At 72.9% G+C, this 22,382-nt stretch carries 24 protein-coding genes and 2 pseudogenes; all 26 read right to left on the bottom strand.

Going from position 1 to position 22,382, the window contains the following annotated elements:
* Positions 1 to 12 precede the first annotated feature (12 nt).
* The 26 genes and pseudogenes from AB0F71_RS02105 to AB0F71_RS01980 all read right to left on the bottom strand — a co-directional run bounded on the left by AB0F71_RS02105 (position 13) and on the right by AB0F71_RS01980 (position 22,381).
* Positions 13 to 783 (bottom strand): hypothetical protein, encoded by a 771-nt coding sequence (locus AB0F71_RS02105; RefSeq protein WP_360226680.1) that lies wholly within the window; start codon positions 781 to 783, stop codon positions 13 to 15.
* A 21-nt stretch (positions 784 to 804) separates the two neighbouring features.
* Positions 805 to 1,695, bottom strand: a complete 891-nt coding sequence (locus AB0F71_RS02100) for a hypothetical protein (RefSeq protein WP_360226677.1) — start codon at positions 1,693 to 1,695, stop codon at positions 805 to 807.
* A 2-nt stretch (positions 1,696 to 1,697) separates the two neighbouring features.
* On the bottom strand, positions 1,698 to 2,558 hold the full coding sequence (locus AB0F71_RS02095; RefSeq protein WP_360226674.1) for a hypothetical protein: 861 nt from the start codon (positions 2,556 to 2,558) through the stop codon (positions 1,698 to 1,700).
* Positions 2,555 to 2,878, bottom strand: a complete 324-nt coding sequence (locus AB0F71_RS02090) for a hypothetical protein (protein ID WP_360226671.1) — start codon at positions 2,876 to 2,878, stop codon at positions 2,555 to 2,557. The genes AB0F71_RS02095 and AB0F71_RS02090 overlap by 4 nt, the downstream gene beginning before the upstream one ends.
* Positions 2,879 to 2,984: 106 nt before the next feature.
* A complete protein-coding gene (locus AB0F71_RS02085) occupies positions 2,985 to 3,674 on the bottom strand; it encodes a hypothetical protein (protein ID WP_360226668.1) in 690 nt (229 codons plus the stop codon).
* Positions 3,675 to 3,801: 127 nt separating this feature from the next.
* Positions 3,802 to 5,478 carry a DUF4259 domain-containing protein gene (locus AB0F71_RS02080; RefSeq protein ID WP_360227679.1) on the bottom strand — a complete coding sequence of 559 codons (1,677 nt, stop codon included), beginning with the start codon at positions 5,476 to 5,478 and terminating at the stop codon, positions 3,802 to 3,804.
* Between the two features lie 63 nt (positions 5,479 to 5,541).
* Entirely contained in the window at positions 5,542 to 6,348 is an 807-nt protein-coding gene (locus AB0F71_RS02075) for a hypothetical protein (RefSeq protein WP_360226665.1), read from the bottom strand.
* On the bottom strand, positions 6,345 to 7,046 hold the full coding sequence (locus AB0F71_RS02070) for an HAD family hydrolase (protein ID WP_360226662.1): 702 nt from the start codon (positions 7,044 to 7,046) through the stop codon (positions 6,345 to 6,347). Before AB0F71_RS02070 ends, AB0F71_RS02075 begins: the two co-directional genes overlap by 4 nt.
* Before the next feature lie 32 nt (positions 7,047 to 7,078).
* On the bottom strand, positions 7,079 to 8,182 hold the full coding sequence (locus AB0F71_RS02065; RefSeq protein ID WP_360226659.1) for an MFS transporter: 1,104 nt from the start codon (positions 8,180 to 8,182) through the stop codon (positions 7,079 to 7,081).
* Between the two features lie 137 nt (positions 8,183 to 8,319).
* Positions 8,320 to 9,192 carry a hypothetical protein gene (locus tag AB0F71_RS02060; protein WP_360226656.1) on the bottom strand — a complete coding sequence of 291 codons (873 nt, stop codon included), beginning with the start codon at positions 9,190 to 9,192 and terminating at the stop codon, positions 8,320 to 8,322.
* A gap of 44 nt (positions 9,193 to 9,236) precedes the next feature.
* Positions 9,237 to 9,734 (bottom strand): hypothetical protein, encoded by a 498-nt coding sequence (locus tag AB0F71_RS02055; protein WP_360226653.1) that lies wholly within the window; start codon positions 9,732 to 9,734, stop codon positions 9,237 to 9,239.
* Positions 9,731 to 10,468: a hypothetical protein gene (locus AB0F71_RS02050; RefSeq protein ID WP_360226650.1), complete on the bottom strand. Its 738-nt coding sequence runs from the start codon at positions 10,466 to 10,468 to the stop codon at positions 9,731 to 9,733. The genes AB0F71_RS02055 and AB0F71_RS02050 overlap by 4 nt, the downstream gene beginning before the upstream one ends.
* 16 nt (positions 10,469 to 10,484) lie before the next feature.
* Positions 10,485 to 11,060, bottom strand: coding sequence for a DUF4913 domain-containing protein (locus tag AB0F71_RS02045; protein ID WP_360226647.1), 576 nt, complete (start codon positions 11,058 to 11,060; stop codon positions 10,485 to 10,487).
* Between the two features lie 373 nt (positions 11,061 to 11,433).
* Positions 11,434 to 11,919, bottom strand: coding sequence for a hypothetical protein (locus AB0F71_RS02040; RefSeq protein WP_360226644.1), 486 nt, complete (start codon positions 11,917 to 11,919; stop codon positions 11,434 to 11,436).
* Positions 11,906 to 12,214: pseudogene (locus AB0F71_RS02035) on the bottom strand (DNA cytosine methyltransferase); the annotation flags it as partial. The gene AB0F71_RS02040 and the pseudogene AB0F71_RS02035, both read right to left, overlap by 14 nt.
* A 207-nt stretch (positions 12,215 to 12,421) precedes the next feature.
* Complete coding sequence (locus tag AB0F71_RS02030) at positions 12,422 to 12,916, bottom strand: hypothetical protein (protein ID WP_360226641.1); 495 nt, start codon at positions 12,914 to 12,916, stop codon at positions 12,422 to 12,424.
* Between the two features lie 158 nt (positions 12,917 to 13,074).
* A complete protein-coding gene (locus tag AB0F71_RS02025) occupies positions 13,075 to 13,449 on the bottom strand; it encodes a hypothetical protein (protein ID WP_360226638.1) in 375 nt (124 codons plus the stop codon).
* 306 nt (positions 13,450 to 13,755) lie between these two features.
* Positions 13,756 to 14,403 (bottom strand): hypothetical protein, encoded by a 648-nt coding sequence (locus tag AB0F71_RS02020; protein ID WP_360226635.1) that lies wholly within the window; start codon positions 14,401 to 14,403, stop codon positions 13,756 to 13,758.
* The gene (locus tag AB0F71_RS02015; protein ID WP_360226632.1) at positions 14,400 to 14,987 is read right to left on the bottom strand and encodes a hypothetical protein; all 588 of its coding nucleotides are present in this window, start codon (positions 14,985 to 14,987) and stop codon (positions 14,400 to 14,402) included. Before AB0F71_RS02015 ends, AB0F71_RS02020 begins: the two co-directional genes overlap by 4 nt.
* Positions 14,984 to 15,556 carry a hypothetical protein gene (locus AB0F71_RS02010; RefSeq protein WP_360226629.1) on the bottom strand — a complete coding sequence of 191 codons (573 nt, stop codon included), beginning with the start codon at positions 15,554 to 15,556 and terminating at the stop codon, positions 14,984 to 14,986. Before AB0F71_RS02010 ends, AB0F71_RS02015 begins: the two co-directional genes overlap by 4 nt.
* Positions 15,557 to 15,608: 52 nt before the next feature.
* Complete coding sequence (locus tag AB0F71_RS02005; protein WP_360226626.1) at positions 15,609 to 16,754, bottom strand: DnaB-like helicase N-terminal domain-containing protein; 1,146 nt, start codon at positions 16,752 to 16,754, stop codon at positions 15,609 to 15,611.
* A 202-nt stretch (positions 16,755 to 16,956) separates the two neighbouring features.
* The gene (locus tag AB0F71_RS02000; protein ID WP_360226623.1) at positions 16,957 to 17,760 is read right to left on the bottom strand and encodes a hypothetical protein; all 804 of its coding nucleotides are present in this window, start codon (positions 17,758 to 17,760) and stop codon (positions 16,957 to 16,959) included.
* Positions 17,761 to 17,998: 238 nt separating this feature from the next.
* On the bottom strand, positions 17,999 to 18,835 hold the full coding sequence (locus AB0F71_RS01995) for a hypothetical protein (protein ID WP_360227676.1): 837 nt from the start codon (positions 18,833 to 18,835) through the stop codon (positions 17,999 to 18,001).
* A 62-nt stretch (positions 18,836 to 18,897) separates the two neighbouring features.
* Positions 18,898 to 20,665, bottom strand: a pseudogene (locus AB0F71_RS01990) (TraM recognition domain-containing protein).
* Positions 20,666 to 20,829: 164 nt separating this feature from the next.
* Positions 20,830 to 21,603: a hypothetical protein gene (locus AB0F71_RS01985; RefSeq protein WP_360226620.1), complete on the bottom strand. Its 774-nt coding sequence runs from the start codon at positions 21,601 to 21,603 to the stop codon at positions 20,830 to 20,832.
* Positions 21,581 to 22,381, bottom strand: a complete 801-nt coding sequence (locus tag AB0F71_RS01980) for a DUF317 domain-containing protein (protein ID WP_360226617.1) — start codon at positions 22,379 to 22,381, stop codon at positions 21,581 to 21,583. Before AB0F71_RS01980 ends, AB0F71_RS01985 begins: the two co-directional genes overlap by 23 nt.
* Position 22,382: the final 1 nt, after the last annotated feature.

The following is a 22,382-nucleotide window of genomic DNA, read 5'->3' as shown; positions in this document are numbered from 1 at the left end:
GTGGGGGCGGTGTCAGCGGCCGTGGGGGCGGCGGGTGTTGGGCGTGGTCGGCGGCGGTTCCGGGGCGTGTGCGGGTGAGGGCTGGACCGGGGCGACGCGAAGCCGGGCGGCTTGGGCGCGGGGGGACGCTGGAAGGGGCGCGGAGGTGTCCTGGGTCCACTCGTACGCGGCGTCCAGGCTGTCGAACCGGCCGCGGCGGACCGTGTAGGCGGGGCTCTTCTCGTCGGGCGTCCGCCAGAAGTAGACCTCCGCCGGGCCGGGAGGCTGCTGAGTGTCGGTGGCGATCACCCAGGTCTCGTACGGCGGTTCGTGGCGGCTGAAGGTGTCGTGGATCTCGAACCGCTCGCCGCTGCCGCGCAGGAGATCCTCCAGCTGTTCGGTCTCGGCATCCAGCGGATCGCTCCAGCCGTCCGGCTCCAAGACCATGCTGGGATCCGCCCCTCGGCCAACGAGCCAGTTCTGCGCGAGCGGGATCAGCGCGTGCGACGTCATGGAGGCCCGGACCGTGCGGGCGTTCGGGTCGCGGTCGAAGTGGGCGGCGACGATCTGCGGCGCCCCGGCACGCTCGTTGTAGGCGGCATACGAGTCGAGCAAGAGGAAGTAGTCGTGCAACCGTGCCCCTGGGCGTCGCACGGTGTCCGACGCCCACTGCTTCGCGATGATCCACAGCGAACTCTCGAAGTCGAACAGCCGGTTGATGGTCCGGGCCGACTCGGCGTCGATCGCCTCGAACTCGTCGAGGTCCAGTTCGTCGCGGGCGTCGTGGAAGGAGGCGATGTACAACAGGCGGTCTTTCTGATCAGGTCAGCCGACGTGGGTTCGCCGGGTGTAGGTCGCGGCGGCGGCCCGTACCAGGGCCCGCTGCCGCTCGATCGGGAGGGCGTCGATTGTGGCGATCTTCGCCTTGATCGCGGGATCGAAGATGCCGCTGCTGGTGTCGGCCAGACCGGCGGCGGTGAGGATCCGGCCGACTGCCTCGGCCTCGATCAGCGCCTCGCAGCTGTCGTTCACCTCGCAGTAGATCCGGACGTGGGTGGTGACGCCGACCAGGGCCTCGGACAGCGGTCCGCGGTGGCCCAGCAGCAGGCCCAGAGCAGCGAGTACATCTTCGGCGGCACAGCGCAGCAGGTCGGTGTCCTCTGGGTGGGACAGCCAGCGCACCCCCCTCATCTCGTACAGCTCCTCGGCGAGTTCGGGGTCGTCGGAGTGCTCGGCCTCGGCGGCCAGGCACGCGGCGATGCTCGCCTCGGTGGCATCCAGGACGCCGACGACATGGTCGAGCCGGGTCCGCAGTTCGCTCTCGTAGACGGGCAGCAGCGAGCCGGCGAGTTCCTCGGCGGCCGTGGTCGGGTCGGCGGGAACGACGACGGAGCTGAGCGGGGAGATGCTGTTGTACACGGGCACGTCGAAGGCGATGAGGGGGCAGATCAGGAACCGGCCCGCTTCGGCGGCGGGCAGCACCAGGAGCCGGCGCCCGTCGGGGCCTTCGAGCACGGCGCTCTCCGCCATGGTGTCGTGGTCCAGCCCGAGCTCCTGGGCACGGCGGCGGTCCCACACGCGGTAGTAGAAGTGGTGGCGAAGGTCGGCGTCGTCGCGCAGGTCCAGCTCGGTGGCCTCCCACCGGTCCGGGAGCCGCTCGGCCAGAGCGTGCGCGAAGTCCGCCAGGGGGCTGAGGGTGTGCTGAGAGCTGGTCATGATCAGGCTCCTTCGGCGGACTTCTTCGTGGACAGGTGGTGCAGGACGCGGGGCAGGCTCATCGCGGAGTCGAGCCGACCGGCGGAGAAGTGGACGGCCTGCCCTCCGGCGCCGACGTCACCGGGGCGGGCGAGGCTGTAGCCGACGGCGGCACCGTCCTCGCCGCGCCGGACTCGGACGATGACCCCGCGCTCGGCCAGCGCGGCGAAGTAGCCGTCGAGGTCGGCCGCCTCGGTCAGCGCCACGTGCATCTGCTGCTGCAGCCACACGCGGGAGGGCTCGCTCCAACCGTGCCGCTCCGCCTTGATGATCTCGGCGCTAGTCGGGTAGCTCGTGCTGGTCCGCTCGCCGAGCCCGACGGGGCGAAGTCCCCACTCGGCCTCGATGGCCCGGCATTCGGCCTGCGCCCGCATCGCGTCGCGGTGCATGCCGGGCCGGGCGCCGGAGGGCAGCACGGTGACGGCGGCGATGTGAATGTGGTGGACGGCGTGGCGGACCGCCACCCACCGGCAGCCGGAGCCCTCCTGCGATGCGAGGCCGGTGGCACGGGCGACGCGGTGGGCCACTTGCGCCCACTGCTCGTCGCTGAGGGTGGGGTCCTCCGGTGCGGCGCGGACGGAGCAGTGCCACACCCGGTTCGGCGGCATCGCCCCCAACTCGGCGGCGCGCAACTGGGCGTACTGGTCCAGGCGGCCCGCGAGCCGGCCGACGCTCGCGCCCGGGTGGCGTCCCGGGTCGGGCGCTCCGTGCAGGTCCCACGCGGCGACCAGATGCGGATCCGCGTGCTCCTCGCGCCGACCCGGGCCGAACAGGTAGGCCAGCAGCGGGCGGATGCCGTTGCCCCGGGAGACGTCGGGGATCACGACACCTCCAGCACGGCGTCCAGGACGGTGTACGTCTGCTCGGCGACGGCCGGCAGTGCGGCGAGCGCGGCCTCCCGTCCGGGGCCGTCGCCCGAGTTGCGGACGGCGGCGACGGCGGCGTTCAGCTCGCCGGCCATGCGGTCGAGGGCCTCGGCGAGCGGGCGCCGCGGATCGCGGTCGGGCCGGTGGAGCGGATCGCCACACTGCGCGGCGGCCAGGGCGGCGGTGCCGATGAACCCGGCGATCGTGAGGCGCTCGGCGGCTGCGCGCTCGCTGATGGCGGCGATGGCGGCGGGGGTGAACCGCACCGTGGTCTGCACGCTGCGGCGCTCTGTCGTGCGCGGTCGCCGCTGCGGCCCGGCGGCGGCCGGTGACTGGGTGCTGTCGGGCGAGGTGATACGCGGTCCTTCCAGGAGGCGATGGGCGTCAGCGGCGCTGCGGTCGGGTGGGGCTGCCCTCCGGCATAGCGGGTGCCTGCGCAGGGTCCGGAGCGGAGAAGGTGACCGCGACGGAGCTGTGCGCGCCCGCGCCGGCGGCGCGGGCGCTGGGGGCGGCGGTCAGCGGTGGCAGCGGATTGTCCGGGTGCCCCAGCCGGTCGACCCAGCTCCGGGCGGCTTCGACGGTGGCGAAGCCGCCCTGGCGCAGGGTGTACGAGTGCGTCGCCGTGTCGACATCCTCGTAGAAGACGCGGACGGGCTGCTGGCCCGGATCGGGCCGGTTGTCGGAGGCGATGATCCACGTCTTGTAGAAGTCCGGGCTGTCGTACGTGTGGTCGTCCACGAGCCGGAAGCGGTCTCCCGAGGAGGCCAGGAAGTCCTCCAGGTCCCGGGTGGCCTGGTCGGTGCACATGGGGTCCTCGACGTCCACGGTGAGCTGGGCCGGATCGGCGCCGCGGCCCACCAGCCAGTTCTGCGCGAGAGCGGCTATGGGGTGCCGGCTGTACTCGAAGCGGTACGTGCTCTCCGCGCGGTCGCGCTCGACGTGGATGGCCGCGTACTGGGCCAGGCCGGGGACGTCGTGCCAGGTCATGGTGCCGTCGTGCACGACGTGAAAGCTGTCGGTGAGGAGCTCGGTGTGCGGGTTCGTTGTGTGCTGGACCGCCAGCGAGGTGTACATGTCCAGGCTGAGGCAGAGATGGTCGAGCCTCGACTCGTCGTCGGCGGTGGCCGGTCGGAGGCCATCGACGTCGAAGCGGGTCTCTTCGAGGGTTTGACGGGTGGTGATGGGCAGTGTCCTTCTTGCGTCAGCGGCGGTGGGAGGGGGCGCCGGGGGCGGGCCCGGCGGTCGGAGGCCGGGCCGGGGGCTCCTCGCCGGTCGACCGCACCGAGCCGGCGAGCGCGCTCGTCCGGCGGTTCGGGTGGGGGTGGTCCGCGTGCGCCGCGGGGGCCAGGTGCTGCGCGTACCAGTCGGCGAGGGCGTCGTGGACCTCGGCGAGCTGGATGCCGGCCGCGGTGGCCTGCAGGGCGCCATCCGGCCGGCGCTGCAGCAGGTCCTGCCGGGCGAGGGCGGTGAGCTGGTCGGGCAGTTGGGCGCGGGCTGCGGCCGTCATCGGGCCTGCGAGGTCGTCCTCGGTGGCCGGTCCGGCACGCAGCCGGTCCAGGACCGGCGCGGTGAGCGGCTGTGCGCCGATGCGCAGAGCCTCCTCGACGGCACACTCGATGGGCTCCTCGCAGACCCAGAAGTTCCGGTGCTTCGCGGTCCAGCCGGCGGCGGCGAGGAACACCGGCCACAGTTCCCTCGCTGCTGTCGTGGTCTCCAAACCGGCGGAGGTGGTGCGGAGCAACCCTTGGCGCTCCATGGCGCGGTGATGTTCCGCGACGTCAGCGGGATGCAGACCGACGAGGGGGTCGGCGGCTGTGATCCGCAGGGCTTTCAGACCCTCGGCGGAGGGTTCGCTGAGTCGGACGGCCATGAGCACGCGGACGGTACCGTGCGGGGCGAGGGCGTCCAGGGCGCGGGCGACTGACATCTGGTGGGTGGCGGGGGTGGACGCGGAGGAGTCTTCACGGGCGGTGCGGAGGGTTGGAGGAGTCGGGGGTGCGGCTGCTGCTGGAGACAGGCCCGCTTCGACGGTGCGGGGGGTGGTCTGGGTGCGTGCCGCTGCCGACCGCGGGGCAACGGCCTGGTCCGTTCCGGCGTTGACGGCGTGCTGATACCCGTTGGCCAGTCCCTGCAGGTCACGGCTGGCTTGAGCGAAGCGGGCCCCGAGCGTCTCCAGTTCGACGCCGGTGAAGCGCAGCACGCCGTTCGTCTGGACAGCTCCGTGCTTGCCCTCGGCAACCTGGGCCAGCGTCTCGCCCGCCCGGGAGGCCGTCGCGCGCAGTTCCCGGTCGAGGGTGTCCACCTCGTACGACTGGCGCTCCAGCAGATCGGCCAGAGCGTGCGCCGGTGACCCCTTGGGATGCCGGGCGGGCAGGTCCAAGGCATCCTCGACGCCGAACCTGTCCCGGAGGAGCTGCTGGCCGGCGAACACTCGCAGCTGCGGCCCGGGCACCGCAGGCTCCGGGTCGGAGGCCGGGTCCGCCAGGATGGCGCTGATCCGTTGCACGTTGGCTAGCCACTGTTCGCCTCGCTCCCGGACGTACCAGCGGTTCACCTCGGCGTCGGCGTGGGCGAGGACGCGGTCGAGGGCTGCGGAAGCCTTCGGTCGGAGGTCCGTTGGCAGAGGCGGGACCGGCTCGCGCGGGCCGCTGTTGAGGTTGACGTCGTCTCCGCCTGGGCACTGCGAGGCGATGACAGCCGCGGCGGCGACGACCTCCTGCGCCATGTCGGGGTCGAGCGGGCCCTCCGGCATGGCGACCGCGACGTCGAAGAGGCGGTGGAGCCACGGCGGTAGCTCGCTGTCGGAGAGGCTGTCGAAGCGTTCGGCGGTGCCGACGGCGGCGTCGTTGTGGAACGGGCCGGTATCCCAGCTACCGATGGAGATCTCCTGAGTTGAGGTCTGAGGCGGGCCCGACGGGCGGGCTTGGAGTCGAGGGGCCGGTCAGCTTCGGGACCGGGCGGTCGGCGAGGACACGGCGACGCTGACGGCGGGGGCTGTCTCCGGGGCGGTGGGCAGGGCGGCCGGCCGGGTGCGGGCAGCGGCCGAGCGGGCGGTAGGCCGTTGCATTGCCTCGTACCGGGTCTGCCCCTCGGGGGTGAGGGTCAGATCGTGGCCCCGGACCAGGTCTTGGCGCTCGTAGTGGTCAACCAGGCCCTTGCCGACCAGGGCGTCAACGGTGGCGACCTTGACGTCGGCCCCGCCGGCCACGACCCGGAGCGACCCGTGGCGCACGCTCTCGTAGATGGTGACGGTGGACGAGCCGATCAGCCGCAACGCCTCCTTCTGCCGCGCCAGCAGCCGGTCGGCCGCTGGCGCCCTCTTCGCCGGCGGCATCGGGGCCGGGGGTGGCACGAAGGCGGGCAGTTCCTTGTAGATGCCGATCAGCGCGGTGAGCGAGCGGTGCAGTTCGGTGCGGCGGGTGACCAGGAGGTCGATGTCGAGAGCGCTGTTGCGCAGGATGCCGTTGGTGACGGGCATGGTGGTGTCGTGGCCGGCCGCGATGCGCTGGAGGTCGTCCTGCAGGGTCGCAGCGAGGGCGACCAGCCGGGTCTGCACGTCGTCGAGCTTGACGGCGGTGTCGGCGATCTGGTCGGCGACCGCGCCGTGGAGGGTCGCTGTGCGGTGCCCGGGCAGGTCGCGGACCCGCTCGATCTGTAGCTCGGACCACACCGTCCGGCTGCCCAGGTCGGTGTTGCCGGGCAGGCGGGGCCTCCACGTGGCGATCGGGGTTCCGCTGTTCGCGCTCACGCTGCGGCCAGCCGGCGCGAGGTGATGATGGCGATGCCGGTGGCGACGGCGTCCTGGATGGTGTCCACCAGCGGCACGCCGGCCGTGGCCAGGCGCTTGGCGCCGTGCAGTCCTGCGGTGTGCAGCACCGGGACGGCCCCGACAGCGTGTGCGGCGACGGCGTCGTCCACGCTGTCCCCGATCACCAGGGTGCGGGCCGGGTCCACTTTCGGTCCGAGCGCCTGGAGGTGCGCGATCATGGCGGGCGCCTTGCTCGGAACCGCGGACCCCGGCCGGCCGTCGACTCGCTCCAGCAGCCCGGTGACGCCGACCGACTCCACCTCGCGGACGAGCCGCTCGTGCGGGGCGAGCGACAGCAGACTCTGCCGCACGCCCCTGGCCCGCAGGCCCATCATCAGCTGCCGGGCCCCCTGCTGGAGCTTCACCGGCCGCTGGGCGAGCTCGGCGAGGAACGCCTCGTCGGCGGAGTGCCACTCCTCGTCGCCGAGCTGGCGGCCGAGCAGGTCGGCGTAGAACGAGCGGATGGGCATCCGGTGGAGCGCCTGGTAGGTCTCGACGCTGATCGGCTCGCCGCCGAGCGAGGGCAGTGTGGCGTTGAGGGCCGCGACGTGGTCGCCGAGGTCGTTGCGAAGCGTCCCGTTCCAGTCCCAGACGATGGTGATCGGTGCAGGCGCGGCCGGGTTGGTGCGGTTGTGCAAGAAGTCCAGCTCCAGGAAGAAAGGGGGAGAGATCAGGGAAGGGCGAGCCGACGGCGGCCCACGCCGAGGACGGCAGCGGCCACGGCCGCGCCGACCAAGGGGACGACGGCGGTGGCGGCGTGGCCGAACTCGGTGAGCTGGCCGGCGGCGGCGGTGCCCGCGGCCTGGCCGAGGCCGATCACGGCGATCAGCCAGGCGGCGGCCTCGGTGGCGGTGCCGCTCGGCGCCAGGGCGTCGCAGGCGGCGAACACGGAGGCGAGCCAGGGTGCGAGGAACAGACCCGGCAGGACGCTCGCCGTGATCATCAGCCAGGGCGGAGCGGGCAGCAGCAGGACGGCGAAGCCGGCAGCGTACGCTCCGCCGACCGCGGGCAGGGCCCGGCTGGGCGGCCAAGGGCGCTTGAGCTTGGCCCACGCAGCGCCGCCGGCGAGGCTGCCGAGCGACAGCGCGGCCGGAAGCACGCCGGCGAGCCACCCTTCGTGCTGCCAGTCGGCGTAGGACAGGGCCAGGACGGTGAAGGCGCCGAGCGTCACCCCGAAGAACACCGAGGCCGCGAGCAGGACCAGCAGACCGGTCGAGCGCAGTGGCCCGAGCCAGTGGACCGCGCGTGCCGCAGACCGGAAGCTGGCCGGAAGGCGGGCGGCGACGGTCAGGGTGCCCGCGCTGCCGGCCACCGCGCAGGCGACCAGCGCCAAGTCGGGCGAGGCGAGCAGGCACACGGCGGTGGCCAGCAGCGGTCCCGCGACGAACACCACTTCCTGGGACGCGGAGTCGAGGGCGAAGATCTTGTGGTGGTAGCGCGGTTCGACCAGCCGGGTCCACATCGCCCTCAAGCCCGCCTCCAGCGGCGGGGTGGCCGCCCCCGCGACGACCGACAGCACTGCGGCGGCCAGCGGCTGCGCGGCGCAGTCCACGAAGGCCAGCGCGATGAACGCTGCGCCCGAAACCGTTGCGGCGGGTACCGCGACGGCGGCCAGGGTGGAGCGGTCGACCACCCGGCCGAGCAGCGGCTGCCCGATCGCCCCGGCCAGTGCGTACAGCGCTGCCAGGAGGGCCCCGAACGCGGTGGAGGCGTGATCGGCCCGGGCGGCCAGGAGGACGGCTATCGGGGCCATCGCTGCGGGCAGGCGGCCCACCAGGGTTCCCGCCAGCAGCGGCGTGACGTGCGGAGTCCGAAGGATGGATCGTCCAGTGCTGCTCGAAGGGACAGAGGACGGGGAAGGCGTGATCATGAACCTCGGGGTGGGGTCGCGGGCCGGGCGGGCGGGATTCGTCAGCGCCGGTGCGCCGAGGCGGCGACGAGCAGCGGAGCGGGCGGCTGCGGAGCCGGGGCGTGCGAGAAGGAGATGTGAAGAGTGATGCTGCGCAGGTCAGCCGCCGCTGCTCGGGCGCTCACCTGCCGCTCGGCGCTCTGCAGCTCGGAGAACAGGTCGCCCTGTGCCGGGCTCTGCACGACGACGGCGTTGGTGCCGGCGGCGGCCAGCGCGGTGCCGGGCTTGGCCGGAGCGGACGGGCTGTGGGCGCCGGAGGTCCAGGCAGCCAGGTCGCCGTACACCCGGCCGATCGCCAGCCCCGCCTCGGTGGCGCTCCACCGGTAGGCGCGGCGGGTGCCGCTGCGGGCCACGAGACCGCGCTGCTCCAGCGCGAGCAGCCGCTGGTAGGCCGCCGCCTTGTCCCGGGCGTTCAGTGAGGTGACCAGCTGCGGGTAGACCGTCGGCTCGCTGCCCGCCAACTCGCTCAGCAGCGGGACGGCGTGGGAGCTGGCCAGCAGACCCAGAACCTCCTCGATCATCTCGGGCTCATCTCCGATACCCGGGCGGGGGTAGCGCTGAGCCCACGAGAGGGCGGAGGCGTGCACGGGCGCCAGCGCCTGCCCCTTCGCAGACAGCGCGACGTCGAACCGGGACGCGCCGGTCGGGATCCGCGTGACGACGCCGGTTCCGGCGAGCGCGCGGACCACCGAGTACACGCTGCTCACCGGGACCATCTGGTCGGCCGCCAGGAGGTCGCCGCTGCTCGCCGCGCCCTGCCGCAGCGCGTGGACGATCCGGGTGGCCCACCGGATGGAGAGCACCTCGGCGGCCCGCTGGACGGAGCTGGTGGTGGGCTTCGACGAGGCGGGCGTGGTGGCGGTGGCGGTCGACACTGGTGATCTCCGATTCAGGCGTTTGGTTGGGCAGTTGGGCGATGTCAGCGCTGGCGGGCGGCCGGGGAGAGGGCAACGGCTGGAGACACACCTGCCGGTGCGAGGGCCGAGGCGGCGGACTGGGCCGGGGAGGTGCGGGTGGAGGAGGCGAGGGCGGCCTGGAAACGGGCCGGCATCCCGCGCCGAACCTCCTGGCCGGCGGCCTGCCGCAGGCGGCGGGCCGCGGTCTCGTAGACCGCGACCCCCCTGCGTTCACCGACGGCGACCAAGTGGATGCCCTGCAGATGGCGCGGGTTGTGAGGCGCTCGGCGCTCGACATAGACGAGCCGGTAGTCCAGCGCGTCGTCCAGGTAGAGCTTCCTCGCACCGCGCAGGTCGCGCTCGCCCTGCTCTTCGAGGAGGGGGCCCCGGACCTCGGCACGCACCAGACGGCCGAGGTAGCTCAGCGCGAGCATCCGCACGTGCTGCGGCACGGACAGCAGGTCGTCCAGGGCCTCGGGGTGGGAGCTGAAACCCGCCAGGGGCCGGGTGGGCGTGGTCACCGGGTGGACCTGCGAGCTGTGGTCGCCGCCGTGGCGGCGAGGGCCGGAGCGGGTTCCACAGCAGTCGTTCGGCGCTGCCCGGTCGTGGTACGGGTACGCGCGGCGTTGGCCTGCGGGCTGACCACGACGGACACGTCCCCGTCGGCGACCGGGGGCAGCGGGGTACGCCGGCTCTCCAGCCACTGCTGGGCCTCCTGCGGCGACCTGAAGGAGCCCTCACGCAACTTGTACCCGCGGTCCGGGTCGACGGTCTCCACGTGCAGCAGGAAGGGCCGCTCAGCTCCGGCGGCGCTGCCGTCGCGCAGCATCGCCCAGGTCTCGCCGGGCTCGGCACCGTGGTCGACGAGCCGGTAGCGGGAGCCGGACTCCAGCAGACGGGCGGCGGCGGAGGCACTGCGGGCGTCGGCCGGGGCGCCGGGGTGGCCGGACCGGTCGAGGAAGGGATCGCTCTCGGCACCGCGCTGGACGAGCCAGGCCGCGGCCACGGCGAAGGTGGGCAGGGTCTCGGTGGCGAGGGTGAAGGTCTCGCCGTCCTCGCCGTAGTGCAGGTGCGCGGCGACCGCGGAGTAGCCGGCGACGTCCTCGAAGAGGAGGAAGTCGTCCGAGTTGCCGTCGTGGTCGTGGTGCACCTCGGTCAGCAGCTCGTACGCATCCTCCGCGGCGAGGAACTGCACCTGGGCCTCGGCGGAGGCGGCGTCGGCAGGACGCCATCCGGGCAGGTTGAAGTCGGGCAAGGGTCGGCTCTTTCGGTCAGGTGAGGGGGTGGTCGGCAGCGGTGGTGTCGGTGAGCGCGGGGTGCGGCAGCACGCGGTGGCTGATGTGGCCACCGCTGCTGGTGCAGGCGCCGAACGGCCCGTCCGCGCTGCGGAGCTTCATGAGCGCGGGCTCGAGGTGGTCTCGCTGCCACGAGCTGGGGCCGGCGGCACCCGACTCGGGGTCGAGGGCGGCCTGCCAGGCCAGCCAGAGCGCGTGCAGTCGCGCGACCGCCTCCGGGTGCTCCTTCCAGCGCGGGCACCACGGCCGGCCGGCGGTGGTCTCGGGCCCGTAGATCTTGGTCCAGATCTCGTCTACCCATGGGGTCATCAGCTCCAGTTCCTGGTCGTACTGCGGGTCGTCGAAGGCGAGGATGAACAGCGGCTCTGCGCCGCCGGGGGCGTCCAGATCGTCGCCGTCCTCCGGGGGGAGAGCGGTGGTCATGCTGGCCAGCTGCTCGGCCTGCAGGTCGAATCCCGCCGCGAGAGCGGACAGCTTCGCGGTCAGCACGTCGATCTGGGCGTTGGTGTAGCCGTCCGGCGCGGACGTCGGGTCGGGCTCGGGGGTGGTCAAAGGGGCGGGTGCCTCTCGTCGGCGGGTGATGACACGAGGATGTGCGCTCGACAGCCCGACGTATCGGGCCGAACTTGGTGTATAAGCACTCCCCCTCACCGCCGGCCGCAGCAGCGGGCAGCGGTAAGCAGGTCGGCCGCTCCCAGCAACTCCATTGCCCGGCTTGCCTGTTGGGGGACGACACCGTTGCCCAGGGCGGTCAGCTGGGCGGAGCGGGACAGGCCCGGGACGGCTGTGACGTGGCCCTCTCCGACGCCCATGATCCATTCGACGAAGCGGGGGGCGAGCCGGCCCCGCTCGTCGGTCGGCTCCGGCGCGGGCCGGGTGGCCCGCTCCCAGCGGGCGATGGCCGGCCCGTACGGGCCCCACCGGTTCAGTCCGAGTCGTCCTGCTCCCAGATCGGCAGCACCACCGCCGACAGCGGCGGTCGGAACCCCGTCCCCGCCCGGCGCCCGGGCGTCCCGGTGTCCGAGGCCCTCGGCGTCGGCAGCAGCTGGGCTGCCGCCGACGGCAAGGTCAGATCGCCCTTGCTGCCACGGGAGTTCGGGCCTCCGTGCGTCCCGTCGGAGGCTTTCGGGGTCGGGAACAGCAGGTGCTCCACCTCGTCCGAGAGGTTCGGGCCGTGTCCGCCCTGGCGCCGCTTGTCCGGGTGCTGCGAGCCGCCGATCGAGCCCAGGTTGCTCGTCGGCGTTTTCAGCAGGGTGACAGCATGCCCCAGGTCCTCCCGCTTCGCGTCCGGTCCCTTCGCATCGCGCGCCTTCGGTGTCGGCAGGCCAGGCAGGCCAGGCGACGAGGAACAGCCGCTCGCGGCGGTGGGGGGCGCCGACGGCGGCTGCGGGTAGCACCGTCCAGTGCGCATCCATCCGGAGGTCGGCCAGGTCTCCGAGAACCGCGCCGAGTGCCCGCAGAGCAGGCTCACCTCCGCCGTCTCCCAGATCGCACCAAGGGCATTCCAGGTCGCCATCGGCTGGCGAGGAAGCGGCGGCGCTGAGGATTCCGCGGACGTTTTCAATGATCACCAACTTCGGCTTGAGGACGTCGATCGCGCGGGCGATGGTCAGCCACAGTCCGGAGCGGGTGCCCTCCATCAGGCCGGCCCTGCGGCCGGCGACACTCAGGTCCTGGCAGGGGAAGCCGGCCGCGAGGACGTCGATCGGCTCGACGCTGCTCCAGTCAACTGCGGTGATATCGCCGTGATTTGGCGTCTCTAGGCCAGTGGTGGGCGAGGATAGAGGCGGCGTTGGGGTTCATCTCGGCATGCCAGGCCACGCTTCCGCCGAGGACGGCCTGGACGCCCAGGTCCAGGCCGCCATAGCCCGAGCACATGCTGCCGATGCGCGGCCACGCGCCGCCCGGCGCCTTCATCGGCGGGCTCCGCCGCGGGCGGTCGCGGCGCGAACGGCGGGCGGCGACACCTGCACGGTGGCGCCGGGGCCGGCGGCCGTCCGCGACGTGACCGGCTTGGCCGGCCGCTGGGACAGGGCGGCGGAACGGGTGAGGACGATCGCCTGCTCACCGTTGAGGGCAAGGAAGTCCGGCGCCGGGCCGGTCAGGTCCGCCGCGACCTCCTTGATCTTCCAGACCGCCTCTTCGAGGACTTCCCGGGAGGCCGCCAGGGATTTGAAGTAGGCGGTGCGGTGCGGCCACGGGGCGGACGCGGGGCTGATCCGCTTGAGCGCGACCGCGACGACGGCGGGCTGGGCGCGCAGGATCGCCTTGGCGGTCAGCAGGCCGGCGTAGGCGTAGGCGAGGGAGCCGCGCCGCCAGGCGATGTCCTCGGGCCTGGTGGACTCGGCGGAGGTGGTGTCGTATTCGTCCACGACGTTGGACAGGAGGATCTTCTGCACCTCGGACATGGAGTCCAGGACGGCGCCGAGGCGGTCGGGCAGCGGATCGCGGTGGCAGTAGATGCTGAACAGCTCTTCGCTGAAGTAGTGCAGGTTGCCCGCGGTGTTGAGCAGCCACTGGGCTTGGGTCGCGGGAGAGACGGTGGTCAGTGCGGGTCCTTGGGGGGTTAGCGGCGGGGAGCGGGGGCGCTGCTGCGGGGCACTGCGGCGATCGGGAGGGGGTCGGTCCGGCGGCCGGGCAGGGCCCGGCGGATCCGCTGGGTGACGCTGAGAGCGGCGGACCGGCGGGGCTTGGCCGGCATGGCGGAGACGCCGGCTGAGGCGAGACGGTCGGCATCGATCCTCAGCTGCCCTGCGGCTCGCCGTAGTTCGGTGGAGGCGGCGCCGTAGACGGCGGCGGGGTTGACCGGCTGGGCGTCGGGCAGCGCCCAGACGTCGGCGCTCACGGCGTGCTGGAGCAGGTAGGACAGGTGCCGGGTGGCCTCGGTGACCCCGGCGTGGGCGCGGGCCAGCGACAGAGCGGTGAGCCGGGCGGCCGTCATGGTGGTCGGGTGCGTGGGGAACCACTCGGAGAAGTCGGCCGCGGCGAGCGTGCTGGTCTGCAGCTCCTGCAGCGCGCGCAGGTGACCGGCGACGTCGCGGGCGTCGGGTACGCCGAGGACGGAGGCCGTGCGGGCGGTGGGCAGTTTCGCTGCCAGGGCCTCGGCCTGGTGCGCGACGTCTCGCAGGTGCCGCTGGTGGTCCTTGACCTCGGAGGTGGGGTGGTGGGAGGGCGTGGTGGGACTCCATCGGATCGGGATCTGCCCGGGAGGGCAGACTCGGAACGTCGTCGGGTCCGACGCGGAGCGTCAGGTTCGCCGAAGCGGCACGACCGTCGCCGACGGCGCGGGACCGGTCGGCGGGGCCGGCGGCTCGGCGGGCGGGGAGATGAGCACGAGCGCTGGTGAGCGGCGGAGGGCTGCGTCCACGCGGCGCTCGGAGTCGCCCGCCGCCGACGGGTGGCCTTCGGAGGGAACGGCCAGCTGGCGGCGGGAGGCGAGGGTGGTGACCGTGCTGGGCTCGGGGGCGGCGGCCACGCTCTCGCCCAGCGCCTCCGCCATCGAGCGGACGGTGTCGCGGGCGGTGGCGAGGGAGCGGCGGGCGCTGCTCTGCGCCTCCGGTGTCGGCTCTGCCCCGGCGAGCAGGCTCGCCGCTCGGGCCAGCGCGGCCTGGGTGAGGGTGAGCGCCGTCGTCGTCGCGGTGAAGACGCCGAGTCCCGGGGAGCCGGCGGTGTTGGTCGCGAGAAAGAAGGTCTCGTCCAGCGGGATCGTGATCAGCTCGTGCAAGCGGATCATCGGCCAGACCAGCTCCCGGACCTCGGGCAGCGGCTCGTGCGGCGCCGGCACGGGGATGGCTTTGCTGAAGGCCGCCAGTTGCTCGGCGAATGAACCCAGCGTGTCGAGATCGCGCTGGCTGAGTCCGGCCGCGGCGGGCGGCAGAGGAGGGTCGGCGGTCAACGGCGCTTCCTGACAGGGACGGTGGCGGGTGAGCCGAGCACGAGCGCGGCCTCGGCGGGGGCCGCCGGCGCGGCCGGCGCGAGGCGGGCGGTGAACGCGAGCACTTCCTCGGCTCCCTCGGCCGCACACCGGTCCGCGCTGTCCAGCGCGGTGACCGTGTGCTCGGCTCGGCGCAGACGCAGCTTCTCGGCAGGGCTGCCCGGCTCTGCCGGGGCGGCGGTGGCGCACTTGATCGACAGGTCGAGGGCGGCGCCCAGGTGCCGGTGGACGGTGGCCGCGCGGCTCATCGCGGTGCCGTAGGCGTCGGCCAGTGTCGCCGCGGAGGGGTTGTCCGCGACCAGCTGGCGGCCGTAGTGCTCGGCGTTGTCGCCGCAGTGCCGGATGAACGCTTGTGCCTGGCGGCAGTGCTCCATCAGGGCGTCACGGCTGGGGATACCGGGGACCGGCCCGCTGGGGGTGGCGGCGGCGTTGTGCCCGAGGGTGCGCAGCATCCCGGCGACCACCGTCAGGTCGTTTCGGTAGTCGGGGCGTGAGCCGGCCGACACGGCTCCGCCGAAGGTCGCGGGGGCGGCAGGGGGCCTCAACGGCGCCACCCGGCGGCGGCGGTGCTTGCTCCGGTGCGGGCCGGCAGTGAGGTGACCGTGGCTGCTCCCGCCCCGGCGGCGGAACGGGCGGTGGCGGCGGAAGCCCGAGGGGCCGGCCGGTGTGCGAGAGCGGCGGCGGGGCCGGTGAGCGAGCGGGCATCGCGGCGCAGGTCCTCGCAGGCACTGGTCAGGGAGAGGCGGGTGCGGGAGAGCGCGAGGTTGAGCTGCTGGGAGCCGCGCTCGCGGACCTCCTCGGCGCGAGGGCCGCCGATGCCGTCGACCTCGTACAGGCGGCCGGCCATCGCGGTGGCCCGGCCCAGTGCGCCCAGCGCCTGGCCCAGCTGCGCGGTCGCCGAGGTGAGGGAGCGGACGACGGCGCGGTCGGCGCTCTGGGCGTGGGGGTGGTGCAGGGCGGCGGTGACGTGCAGCAGGTCGTCCTGGCAGTCGCGGATCGCCCGGGTGTGCCCGGCCAGTTCCTCCAGGCCCGGCAGCCCCTCCTCGCGGTACGCGCGCGGGAGTTGGTTCGTGAGGTAGTCGATGGCGTCGGCCGCCGAGTGCAGCCGGTGCACGGACTGGGCGCGGGGGCGGGCGGTAGTGGGAGGCAGTGGAGTACTCCGGAGGTCAGCGGCGGTGGCGGGCGACGGGTCCGCCCGCATGGTCGGTGGTGGCGGCCGGTGGGGCGGGGCTGCGACTCAGGGCGCCCTTGCGCCGGGCGGCGCTGAGGACGACCGGACCGGCTCGCTCCGCGGGGGTGGCGGTCGCGGCGTGCAGCCGGTCCTGCACCCGGTCCGCGGGGGCCAGCGCCTGGACGGCCGAGCCGAGAAGTGGACCGGCGGCGATGGAGGCGTCCAGCGCCATCACCCGGACGACGCCGGCCGAGGTGGCGGCTGCGCGCAGCAGCGCGGCGCGCAGGACGTGCTCCGCCCAGTAGGCGGGATCGCCCGGCATCCCGGCGGAGCAGATCTCCCGGACCTGGGCCACGGAGATCACGCCGGCGGCCAGTGCCCCGCGCCGCTGGACCTCCCACAGCACCGTCAGCTCGTCCAGGGGCTCGCGTCGGTGCGCGAGCGCTGCCATGGCCAGGTAGACGGCGCGGTGGCCGGGGTCGACGAAGTCCTCGCCGACCAGCACGGCGGTGACCTCGGAGATCCGTCCCGGAGCGCTGATCAGGCTCGAGAGCAGTGCCTGCTCGTGCTCTCGGGCGGCTTCGACCGCGGTGGAGGCGTTCTCCGGCGGCGGCGGGGTGGGCAGCGGGCGGCGCGAGCGCTGGTCGATCGTTCCCCAGGCGTCGGCGAGGCGCTGGATGACGGAGTGCAGCGCGCCGGTCAGCTCGACGGTCGCCTCGACCGACCCGGTCTGGACTGCGGCGAGCAGCCGGTGGGCGTGTTCGTCGAGCGCCCGCCGGACTGCGGTCTCCAGCACCATCCGGCCGTAGCTGGTGGCGTGCTCGGACCGGGGGCAGGTCGAGACCAGGGTGTGGCCGTAGCTGGCGGTGACGCCGGGGATCTCGCGGGCGGCGGTGGAGATGGCCGTCAGCGCCCAGTCCCTCCGCTGCTCGTCCCCGGCGTCCGGGGCGAGGGCCGGGTGGCCGGCGGCGTGCTGGGCCAGCAGGATCGCGAAGAAGCGCTCGTGTGCCGGACGGTAGAAGTGGCGGGGCTCCAGCCATCCGGCGAGCAGCCCGACCCGGGACGGATCGAGCAGGCACGCGCCGAGCACCGACTGCTCGGCCTCCAGCTGTGGGCTCATGTCCCGGCTGACGGGCGTCACCGGGGCGCCACCTCCTCGCGGAGGGCTGCGGGGAGCATCAGGTCGCGCAGCCGGTCCAGGTCCTCGACGAGGGCCTCGTCGCGGATCCAGAGACGGCCGGAGCCAGCCGCCAGGTACCAGGTGCCGTCAGCGCGGTTGATCGGCAGGAAGGGAAGTTCGTGGTTGATGTCAACTCCGTTGTGCAGAGGACAGGATGGGATGGTCAGCGGGAGGGCCGGACGCGCTGCCGGGGTGCGGCCGGGGCTGCCGCACCGGCCGCGGGCGCCGATACCGCCACCGCGGCGTTACCGGCCCGGGCGGCCCCTGCGCGGCTGGTCCCTCGGCTCTGTGGCGGGTCGGCAGTCAGGTCGGCCGATATCTCGGCGTGGATTGCGTCCAGCGACCGCGCGTGCTCGCGGAACAGCTGCGCCTGGCCGGTGTGGCCGGCTTCCTCGGCGCCGCTGGCGAGATCGGTCAGCGCGGTGCGGACCGTGGTCAGGGCGGCCAGCCCGTCGGACAGCTCGACCGTCGAGCTGTCCGCGCCCTGCCGCTCGCCCGTCAGCGGCAGAAGGTCGAGGTGGATCTCGCCGACCACCTCCCGCAGGACCTCGGCGTGGGTGAGCGCGCGCCCGGCCAGGTGCTGCGGGTCGATGGAGCCGAGGTGGTCCAGCCGTCCCGCCGTCGCGTGGAGGACGCCCAGCGCGGCGGCGGCGGCGAACTCCGGTGCGGGCGGGAGCACGAAGGCTGAGGTGTAGTCGGCGACGGCGTCCCGGAGGCGGTAGGCGTCGATGCCGTCGTAGGTCAGCATGAACTCGGCGTTGTAGGGGGTGAGCTCCGCGCCGCCGTCCCGAGCGGACGGCGCTCGGTTCCTCTCGTTGAACACCTGGTGCTCGGCGAAGCCGAACCAGTTGGCGTCGACAGCCCCGGCGGTCGGGGAGACGATCCGGATCCGCACCCCGTTCCAGGTGTCCTGCCGGATGGTCTGGGTCAGTTCGGCGGTGACGACCATGTCGCCGCGCCGGGCCACCTGCCGGAGGCCGGTAACGGTGCCGTCCGGCAGCGGACTGATCAGCCGCAGGGCCTTCGCGCGGTCGACAGACTTGCTCCAGGGAGACAGAGGAACCTCCTGGTAGGGGTGGACAGTTCAGCGATTGCGGGACGAATTCGCTGCCGGGGGCTGTGTCGTGGGAGGAGGCGGCCTGGCATCGGGTGCGCCTGGCGGCCTGCCGGGAGGCCCGAGGCGTGCGGCGGCGGCGCGGCCGGGGTCACGCCACCGCCTCACCGCGGCAGCTGAACGGGGAGCAGCCGCCGTCGGGCCCGTTCTCCAGCTCGTCCTCATCCAGATCCAACTGCGTTTGCAGGGAAAGGAGTTCGGCCCGGGTGGGCTTGTCGATCGGGGCCTGGGAGAGAGGGAGGCGCGAGCGGTGCAGGTACGCCTGCCCGAGTAGCGGACGCCCGTCGGCGTTGGCGCGGGCGTTGCCGGCGCGGATTGCGGCGTCGAATTCCACGACGTCCGCCCATTCCTCGGGCGAGGTGTCGCGGATTTCCCGCCATTGGGCATTTCCGTGAAATGGACAGCCCAGGCAGCTCGATTTCGGCGTGGCTCCCCAGCCGTGCTCGGCGAGCAGCTTGAGGCAGTCCGTTCGGGACATGCCGAGGTCGATCAGCGGGAAGGTGTGCCGCGTGTACCGGACATCGGAGTCCTTGGCACGGTGGAATTCGTCGGTACTGATGCCGATCCACTGTTCGGCATACACGCCGTTCGGAACCCTGGCCGGGTGCGGGTACCCTAGGATCTGGCGCACCTGCCGCTTTATCGGCTTGATTTTATATTCGCCGGTGCATTGCCGCCGCGTCATTCCCGGACTGCCATCCTGGTTGAGAATGTAGAGTGGCATCGAGGCGAAACGGTGGGCCGGGTCGAGGGCGTCCCGGCGGATATTTCCGGACGAGACCCGCAGGATCGGTATGTTGGCCGGCCGGGCGATCTTCCGCTCCACCTCGTTGAGATGCTCGTAGACCTTCGCCGGTTCCCATCCGGTGTCCGAGAAAACGGCGTAATCCAGTTTCGGAAGCTCGCCCAGCGCCGACAGGAGGAGCAGGGTCGTGGACTGCACGCCCGCGCCCAGAGAGAGAATTCGAGTAGCCGGTTCAGTGGTGTAGATCACGCGCCACCGCCGGCCTTGGCCATCGCCCGCTCGGTGATCAGAGCGGTCTGCCGGGAGGAGGCCGCGCCGACCTCGGCAGCGCCAGCTTCCTTGTACCAGGGCCGCAGGGTCAGCAGCGCGGGGCGCAGGCCGGTCGCGAAGAGAAGCGCGCTTCCCTTTTTCAGGGCGCGAATCTGGTCGGGCGGGAGAATTCGCTCCTGCCGCATGCTGACGGACGTGGAGCGGCCGGACTCGGACGTGGAATGCGAAACCGTCTCCACATCATGGTCCCCGACCAGGCGCGAGAGCTTGTCGGCGAAATCGGCATCATCGATACCCGAGCCCACCAGTTTGATGGTGGCCGCGCTCCACATGGCGTCCATGCCCGCCTCGCCCCAAACTTTCTGGCCCTGGCGGTAGCTCTGGAGAATGGTGATCGGGATGACGCCACGCGACCCGAGATGGGAATAGAGGTCGGGTAGGTCCCCGATTTTGCAGACGTTTGCGGCCTCGTCCAGAATCGCGAGGAGCGGCGGATCGAGACGGCCTCCGGCGCGCTCGGCCTCGATCACCGCAGTGCGCATCACGGAATCCGCAGCAGCAGCAATCAGGGCACTTGCCGATCCACCGCCGTCCTTGGACAGAAGGAACAGGGAGTCCTTACGGGTGACGAACTCCTCCGGCTTGAACTCCGGCAGGTCAGGATTCGGCGTGACCCACTTGGAGATCTGCGGATCGAGAAGGCAAGCCGCGTACTGCCGGGCCGTTTCATAAATGCCGTCGCGGGTTTCGACCGCGCCGGAGACCGTGCCCTGGAGCTGGTCCGCGATGGCGATTAGCTGGTGCGCACGGAGAATGTCGACCGGGGTTCGGTCACTGGGCACCGCCAGCCACTTGAGGACGTCGGTGATCGGTCGGCGGTCACAGCCCGCAGCGAGGAACAAGGCGCACAGGGTGTTCTGCGCGGCAGTGCTCCAGAAGTCGCCCTGGCTCGACTCGTCGACGGCCGCTGCGACGAAGTGCCCGGCAAGCCGCCGCGCGCCCGGCAGGTCCTTGGCGTCGGCCAGGATGTCCCACCACATCGCCTGCGGGGTGTGGGCGATCTGCTGCGGATCCATCGTCCACACCCGCCCGACCTCGGACCGGGCCTCTAAGACAAGCCGTGTAGGCGTCCCGCGCGGCCTTGTTCGAGGTGAGGAGCACGGGGCCGGGGGCGCGCAGGATGGCCGGCACCGCGATCGAGGTCGTCTTGCCGGAGCGCGGCGCCATGATCGCGACGCAGACGTCCTCCCAGTTGGAGCGCACCTCGGGACCGCTGGGGGCGAGGTCGCCGAGCAGGATGCCGGTGTCGTCCGGGCTGATCTCACGGGGCTTGGCCTTGGAGAGACTGGGGCGCAAGTCCCTGGCCTTGGCGGTGATCTCGGCGGGCAGCAGCGGCGCGAGCTCACCCCGGCCGGCGAGTCCGGTCGGCTTGCGGCGGTGCTTGGACCACAGCAGCAGCCCGGCTGCGCCGAGCGCGATCGACAGCAGCGCCGGGGCGACGCGGGTGCTGATCAGCAGTAGGAGCGGGCTGAGGTGCGGGAAGGCCCGGTCGGGATGCAGGGCGGCGTCGACCGGCTGGAACGGAGCCCACGAGGCGTGGTCGGCGGTCGCGGCGGTGGCGGCGTTGCCGCCCAGCCAGGCGAAGGTGCCGAAGACCGCGACCACGACGCCCGCGCCGATCAGCGCGTAGAGGAGGGCGTCGGAACCGGGGCTGGCAGAAGGGGATTTGGGCGAGGCGGGCAGGAGCGGGTTCCTTGACGGGGGATTCGGCCTGCCGGGCAGGGGCGCGCGGCGGCAGGGGCCCAGAGCGGGCGGGAACGGGCGGCGATCATGGCGGGACGGAGGCCCGAGACGTGGGTGATCGGCCCGGTGGCCGGCGGGCGGTCAGCCGGCGGGAACTGCGGGGGTCAGCGGGAGGCGGACGCTTTGGCCGACGTAGGTGCGCGGGAGGCGAGCGGTGTGGGGGTGGCACCGGTCAGGGCGGCGGGACGCGCCGGCGGTGCCGTGCGGGCGCGGGCCGCGGCGGCGCGGGGCGCGGCCGGGGCCGGCGACTGCTCGTCGGTCTCGTCCGGGCGTGCCAGCTGGGCTTCGGCGACGCAGTAGCCCGCAGTGGTGAGCTGGGCGCTCGCGTCCTGCAAAGCGGTGGCCATGGCGGCCCCGGACAGCAGGTCTTGGTCCGTGAGGGTTGCCAGGCGCTGGGAGGCGGTGTCCAGCAGCGCGGTGAGTCGCTCCAGCAGGCCGGTCTCGGGGTCCATCACCGCGAGCGCCACCGTGGTGACGTCCTCCGCCGTGGTGGCCCGGTGGACCTGGGCGGTCGCCTGTACCAGTCGGGACTGCAGGTAGGCCAAGTCCCGTTCGCCGAAGGGGTTCTCGATCCGGCGGATCGGGAGCGGGGGCACCACCCGGGTGGGGTACCCGGCGTCGGTGAGGAGCTGTTCGGCGAGGCGGATGCGCTGGTTGACGTCGCCGTGGCTGGCGTCCTCGGCGGTGAAGATCGCGTCGAGGCCGTCGTTGAAGAAGCCGGCGCGGGTGAGGAGGGCCCGGCTGGCCAGGTCGGTGGCCTGGGCCCAGGCACTGCCGGTGGTGGTGGAGCCTTCCCGGAGAGGGAAGCGGGCGAAGACGATCTCGGTGTGGTCGGGCAGCGGGAGTCCTTCCTGGTCAGCGCCGCGGGGGGTGGCCATGGCCGGGGTGGCGGGCGTTGAACATGGCGCCCGCGTATTCGACGGCGGTGAAGCGGCGGGTGGGATCGGCAGGACGGGCCGGCCTCGTGGCCAGCTTCGGCAGCGCGGCGGCGGACAGGGCGCTGCGGCGGCGGACCACGGGAGCGGGGTCGGAGATGGCGGAGGCCAGGATCGCCAGGTATCGCACGGGAGTTGAGTGGCCGAGGACGATCGTCCATTGGTCGCTCCATTCGGGGCCGAAGGAGGCGTGCGCCATCCAGGCCCCCACGCCCTGGTCGCACTTGTCGTCGGTCGCGGTGGGCGAGTGGGTGAAGCTGGTGGTGCCGTCCGGCGACGTGAGGTGGACGAAGTGCGGATCGTCCTTGAGCTGCCAACCGGCCTTCAGCAGCGGGCGCCAGGCGGTCGTCGGCGAGGCGGTCGGCTCGGCGACGATCTCCTCCGGCATGGTGTACCGGTCGGCGGCGATGGCCTGGACGAACGCGCCGACGATCTCGCCCGGCGTGTCCTTGGTGAACGTGGCCTGCCAGTAGGGCGCCTGGTCCGCAGGGTTCTTGCGGACGGTGACCCTGTAGAGGTGGAAGACCTGGTGCTCCATGGCGATCTCGATGCGCCGGCACGGGCTGGTGGCGACGATCTGGGCCCGTGATTCGTCGTACCGGTACGGCCACTCGTGGAGGTGGAGCAGCGGCGCCAGGACCGGCAGGGTGCCGGGGCCGGCGAGGTGGCGCGGCCGGACGTGCACCTCGTCCTGGGCGGCGGCCGGGGGTGAGGTGGTCAAG

This window comes from Kitasatospora sp. NPDC028055, from assembly GCF_040637885.1.
Lineage (GTDB): Bacteria > Actinomycetota > Actinomycetes > Streptomycetales > Streptomycetaceae > Kitasatospora.
This window is presented reverse-complemented; position numbering and strand designations above follow the sequence as displayed.

Coding starts and splice junctions, on each gene's coding strand:
- AB0F71_RS02100 (WP_360226677.1), bottom strand. CDS start 1,695: ATGACCAGCTCTCAGCACACCCTCAGCCCCCTGGCGGACTTCGCGCAC.
- AB0F71_RS02085 (WP_360226668.1), bottom strand. CDS start 3,674: ATGTACACCTCGCTGGCGGTCCAGCACACAACGAACCCGCACACCGAG.
- AB0F71_RS02040 (WP_360226644.1), bottom strand. CDS start 11,919: ATGCGCACTGGACGGTGCTACCCGCAGCCGCCGTCGGCGCCCCCCACC.
- AB0F71_RS02030 (WP_360226641.1), bottom strand. CDS start 12,916: ATGTCCGAGGTGCAGAAGATCCTCCTGTCCAACGTCGTGGACGAATAC.
- AB0F71_RS02025 (WP_360226638.1), bottom strand. CDS start 13,449: ATGACGGCCGCCCGGCTCACCGCTCTGTCGCTGGCCCGCGCCCACGCC.
- AB0F71_RS01985 (WP_360226620.1), bottom strand. CDS start 21,603: ATGGCCACCCCCCGCGGCGCTGACCAGGAAGGACTCCCGCTGCCCGAC.